General features: G+C 25.8%; 6 protein-coding genes and 1 pseudogene. All 7 read right to left on the bottom strand.

What is annotated here, in order from left to right; translation table 11 throughout:
• Nucleotides 1-215: 215 nt before the first annotated feature.
• Complete coding sequence (locus EGM88_RS14665; protein ID WP_123899176.1) at nucleotides 216-932, bottom strand: hypothetical protein; 717 nt, start codon at nucleotides 930-932, stop codon at nucleotides 216-218.
• Nucleotides 933-1093: 161 nt separating this feature from the next.
• The gene (locus EGM88_RS14660) at nucleotides 1094-1549 is read right to left on the bottom strand and encodes a hypothetical protein (protein ID WP_203229473.1); all 456 of its coding nucleotides are present in this window, start codon (nucleotides 1547-1549) and stop codon (nucleotides 1094-1096) included.
• A gap of 1 nt (nucleotide 1550) precedes the next feature.
• Nucleotides 1551-1844, bottom strand: a complete 294-nt coding sequence (locus EGM88_RS14655; protein WP_123899175.1) for a helix-turn-helix domain-containing protein — start codon at nucleotides 1842-1844, stop codon at nucleotides 1551-1553.
• Nucleotides 1845-1935: 91 nt separating this feature from the next.
• The gene (locus EGM88_RS14650; RefSeq protein ID WP_123899174.1) at nucleotides 1936-2709 is read right to left on the bottom strand and encodes a hypothetical protein; all 774 of its coding nucleotides are present in this window, start codon (nucleotides 2707-2709) and stop codon (nucleotides 1936-1938) included.
• A gap of 44 nt (nucleotides 2710-2753) precedes the next feature.
• A complete protein-coding gene (locus tag EGM88_RS14645; RefSeq protein ID WP_123899173.1) occupies nucleotides 2754-2945 on the bottom strand; it encodes a hypothetical protein in 192 nt (63 codons plus the stop codon).
• A gap of 2 nt (nucleotides 2946-2947) precedes the next feature.
• A complete protein-coding gene (locus EGM88_RS14640; RefSeq protein WP_123899172.1) occupies nucleotides 2948-4288 on the bottom strand; it encodes a tyrosine-type recombinase/integrase in 1341 nt (446 codons plus the stop codon).
• 487 nt (nucleotides 4289-4775) lie between these two features.
• Nucleotides 4776-4999 (bottom strand): annotated as a pseudogene (locus EGM88_RS14635) (galactokinase); the annotation flags it as partial.

The raw sequence follows: 4999 nt of genomic DNA, 5'->3' as shown, positions 1-4999 counted from the left end.
TATGCACTCTAGTACATAGTAGGTGTGCACTCTAGTACATAGTAGGTATGTACTCTAGTACATAGTAGGTATGCACTCTAGTACATAGTAGGTGTGTACTCTAGTACATAGTAGGTATGCACTCTAGTACATAGTAGGTGTGTACTCTAGTACATAGTAGGTGTGTTACTTAAATACATAACACTAAATAATTGTAAATTAATCGGGATTAAAGGTTAACTAATATTTTTTCTATACGGAAGTACCTGTTCTTTTTCTTCAGTTGACAATATATTTTTATATAAAATTTCCCAATCTTGTTGGTTCCATTCTTTACAAAAACTTTCAAAGCGATGTATTTTTTCCCTACTTTGTGTTTTATATAATTTATAATACTTGAATTGTTTTTTAAATCTTGGTATTTCTTCAATTACTTTATTATTCAAAAAATAGCAAATGTCGTTTTGCATTTTAGCGGTTGTTTTACCAAAGTATTCACCAAGTTCTTTAATTAGTAGATCAATTTCATTTTTCAAATTTTCATTGATTTGTTTTTGCTCAATTGTTTTATTCTGATTGTTATCTTCTCTTAATTCAATTGAAATATTAATATATCTTTTAGTTTTATCTGAATCAAGTATTTTAATAAAATTGTTTTTAGTTAAATTACTTATATAATTATCTACTTGCCTTTTTTTTATTCCTAGTAAAGGATTGTTATCTAATATAAACTGTGTACTTGCTCTAACGTATTTTTCTCCATTAACTGTTTTTGTAATTAGTTTACTACTGTTGCTCCAGATGTATATTAAAAATGAAACTAGATAACTTGTAGTTAATTTATTTAATATTTTACTTTCTAGATTATTACATATTATAAATTCATTTATTAGTTTTTGTTTAATAGGAAAGCTATATGTATAATTTTCTTTTTTATTTGTTGTTTTTTTCATTTTTCATCTGTGTTTTTACTATGCCAGTTAATTGTTATACATTAATTATTTGTATATTTGATGTGTGTATTACTTTAGCCAGTTAGTACATTATGTATAAAAAAAGGTGCAAAATAGAGCACCTTTTTTAGTTTGTAACTATTCGTTAAAGATTATAAATATTACAATTTATAGTGTAGGTTATGTTCATTTATTAAGTGCTCTATTAAAATTTTTGAGCGTGGGTAAAAATTCTGAAATATATCTACTACAATAGTTTTAAAATCAATTGAGAATTGAACAATTAAAAAATGTTTTTCGTTTTCCCAGTCTTTGCCTTTATGGTTCTTTGTTTTTAGTTTTATTAATTCTGAAATATTGCCCTCATAAACATTTGGTTTGACTGTTTTTGCTAATCCTGTTTTAGTGCATCTTTTCCAGTTAGTATCATTTCTAAAGTATAACCAATGCTCAAAAAATCTACTTCGATCATGGTATCCATTATCCTTTTCAATTCTAATAATGTTTGTAAAAAGATTATTAGGTTTGTTTGTTTTATAAGTCCTGTATTTGTTACCAATAGAAACAGAATCTAATTTATATATTTTACGTGTGTATTTTAAATTGCCAGTTTTCATATTATAAATTATTAGAGTTATTTAAAGTTTTTTCTATCTCACTTAATTTATAATAAGTGCGGTTTCCTAGTTTTAATGGGTGTAATAATTGTTTTTTACTCCAATCGTTTAACGTAGTTAGGCTAATGGATAACATTTTAGCGGTTTGAATCCGCGTTAAATAAGTTTCCTTATCATTTGGCTCTAATTCTTTTTTAAAGCTGTTAAATTGATTTTTTACCCCTTGAAGTATCTTTTCTGCTAATTGGTCAGGGGTTGTGTTGTGTAGCTGTGTAATGTTGTTGTTAACTGCCATAATATTAAAGTTTAAATTATTTTTATGGCAAAACTCTAATAATGCTATTTCTTTCTAGTTCATTCTATATCTTGAATATTTCATTTCTTATCTATATTGTTAAGTTGGGATATTTATTAAGTTTGATAAATTCATTTTTAAGATTGGTTAAGATAGTTTTAATGTTATCATCTTCTTTAGAATTCATTATCTTAGAAAATTGTGTTCCGTTGTATTTCTTTAAGAACCTTTTAAATTCGGTACCATAACAAATAATTTTCCCATTACCATAGCCACGCATAAAATGATAAATTTCAGAGTACTTAGTAGGTTTTTTTATTTCTTGCCAATTATTATCTAAATATTCAAATAACTCAAACCCATAATCTGAAAATATAGTTTTATATTTATTAATGTAAAGTTGATTTTCATATCTAAATAAAACCCTATAAACATCATTATACTCATGCTCAATCAACCAATCTATTAATTTAACGCGAATTATATTTTTGAGAAGTACTAAAGCCTTTGAGGTGTCATTTAGAATATTATAGGCACTTGCAAACTCATAAAATAAATCATTTTCAGTAAATTCAATAAATCCATTTTTTAAGTAAATAACGTCTTTATAATAGTCGTTGTAATATAAGTTCTTTATTATATCGGTTTTTATATAAAGTAAATCGTAAACTTTTGGAAAGTTCGCAATATGCCCTGAAACCTGTAAGTCTAATTCAACTTTTTCAAGTTCGCAATATTCGTTTAATGAATCTTTTAATTCTGTTTTAATTTTTTCAAGTTCATTTAGTTCACTTTCAGAAACTTCAATGTCAATTTTTAGATTGGATTTTCCGTTCTTTATTGAACGATTATATTTTATTTTCATAATGTAATTTTAGCCAGTTAATAATTGTTAATTATGAAATTTATTTAAATTGAATTTACTAGATCTTTAAACGCCTTTTTGAGATTGTTGTAATTTTCTTTAGCCTCGTTATTTGGCATATTGTTTAAATAGCCTAGTGTTTTAAGTCCTAGTTTAATTTGTTCTAATCCATTAAAAAGTAAAATAGCCTCATAACTATTTAATTCTGTTTTTGGTTTTTCTGATGTTGTAATCATAATTATGCTAGTTTTAAATTATTATTAGTAAAAAATTTGTTCATTTTTATTTTTTCGGCTCTTTCTATATCATTTACTTTGATGTAGTTGTAAAACACCTTTTCTGTTTTATGTCCAGAAATTGCCATTATATCAATAGTAGGCATTCCCGATTTATACGCATTTGTACAAAAAGAACGCCTAGCCGTATGGCTACTTATTAAATCGTATTTAAAAAACTTTAAAGTTTCTTTTTTACCACCTTTTGTAACTGTTTTTGTTTCAATCGAGTTAATATTTGCCAGTTCTCCTATTTTTTTAATTGCATAATTTATATGTTGGTTTGGCATTTTTGGAGGTGGGGTGCCATTTCTTTTATTTAAAATAGCGTTAACCATTGGATTGATAGGTATTGTTAATCTTGCACCAGTTTTAGAAGTAGTAATATTTATGTACTTATTGCCGTTAATAGTGATAATATTTTTATCATTTAGTTTATTAAGGTCAGATACTCTTAGCCCAGTATTAGCACCTATTAAAAAAATATCCCTAGCGTTTTCTAAAATCTGTTTAGTAAGTTTTAAAGATTTATTTATTTTAATAGGTTCGTAGTCTTTTAAATCTACATTGTAAATGTCTAGTAATTCATTTTCATTTAAATAAATGTTATTTACAATTTCATGGGGTTTAGAAAAATATCGTTTTTTAAAATCTGTATTATTATGAAAGCCTTTTTCAAAAGAAGCATTTAATATAGTTTTTAAAATTTTTATTTGAGTGCCAATGTAGTTTGTAGAATAGTTTTGAGAGTATAAGTATTTTAAAAAATCATCATAAAAATCTAAAGTAATACGCTCATAGTTTAGATTATAAATATTAGCACTATATTTTTTTAATATGTTATATGTATTTCTGTATGTTTTTGCAGTTCCTTTTGTAAGTGGTTTTTTTGTAGTGGGTAATGGATTAATAGAGTAGTTTTTAATGTACCAATCAAAAAAAGGTAAAAATTCTAAATAACGATCATTCTTTTCTGCTCGTTTTTTCTTTTTAAAAAATATATCTAATTCATTTTTTAATAGCTGTGGTGTAACTTCTAATTTTCTATTTATTGTTAAGTCGCTATATAACCCCTCTAAGAATGTTCTTGTTTCATTTAGTTTATTGTTAATGTTTACTTTGTTAATTTCTTCAGTAACATTTTTAACAGTTTGAGTTTTTAAATTCCAGTTTTTGTAATTAACAATTTTTAACCCTGTTGAATATCTAATTCGTTTTGCGTTTCCAGTTCCAAAAGTGTAACGAATATAAATAGAACCTGTATTTCCTTTATTTTTTCTTAATTCAAATTTTAATGTAGCCATTATGTATAAACTTTAACCATGTCAAATATATCAAAAAAAAGTCCACAATTTTAAATTGTGTACTTTTTTGTGTACTTTTTTTTCTTTCTTATCCGTTTTTTATCTTTTTAAATTGGTCGGCTATATTTATTTTAAATAAAGGGGTTGTAGTAGTGTTTATTTGGTTTAGTGTTGTTTTTAGGTGTTTTTTTTAGTAACCCTAAAACGTTATTTCGTAATCCTGTCGGGGTCACGAATAAATAAAAAATCCAAACTGTAAATCAAGCTCGCTTGAATTTGCAAGTTTGGATTTTTTATTTTCAAAGCGGAGCTTTGTCAGGAAGCGAAGCAATCCTGTCGGGGGTTACATTGAATTAAAAGTCCAGTGCATTTTTGGGTATGGACTTTTTAATTTAAATGAATTTAAAAATTAATTGCTCAACTCACTATTAGAATTTTATTTTTTGAAATTTCTTTAACTATTCTTTATAAAATACTTTTCAACCATTCAATTGTAATTAATACGAGTACCTTCAGAGGGCATTGCTTCAAATGCAGTGAGTTTAATGTTAAATTTTTCAAAATACGCTTTGGAAGCCTCTTTTACAAAAGCTGTTACGGCATCTCGGTGTATAATATTAATGGTACAACCACCAAAACCACCTCCCATCATTCTAGCTCCAATAACTTCGTCATATTTTTTAGAAAAATCGACTAAAAAGTCTAATTCAG

Origin of the sequence: Aureibaculum marinum (assembly GCF_003813905.1) — a bacterium.
GTDB lineage: Bacteria > Bacteroidota > Bacteroidia > Flavobacteriales > Flavobacteriaceae > Aureibaculum > Aureibaculum marinum.
This window is presented reverse-complemented; position numbering and strand designations above follow the sequence as displayed.

What these genes read in the sequence shown, in the direction of transcription:
- EGM88_RS14665 (WP_123899176.1), bottom strand. Translation starts at nt 932, where the DNA reads ATGAAAAAAACAACAAATAAAAAAGAAAATTATACATATAGCTTTCCT.
- EGM88_RS14660 (WP_203229473.1), bottom strand. Translation starts at nt 1,549, where the DNA reads ATGAAAACTGGCAATTTAAAATACACACGTAAAATATATAAATTAGAT.
- EGM88_RS14655 (WP_123899175.1), bottom strand. Translation starts at nt 1,844, where the DNA reads ATGGCAGTTAACAACAACATTACACAGCTACACAACACAACCCCTGAC.
- EGM88_RS14650 (WP_123899174.1), bottom strand. Translation starts at nt 2,709, where the DNA reads ATGAAAATAAAATATAATCGTTCAATAAAGAACGGAAAATCCAATCTA.
- EGM88_RS14645 (WP_123899173.1), bottom strand. Translation starts at nt 2,945, where the DNA reads ATGATTACAACATCAGAAAAACCAAAAACAGAATTAAATAGTTATGAG.
- EGM88_RS14640 (WP_123899172.1), bottom strand. Translation starts at nt 4,288, where the DNA reads ATGGCTACATTAAAATTTGAATTAAGAAAAAATAAAGGAAATACAGGT.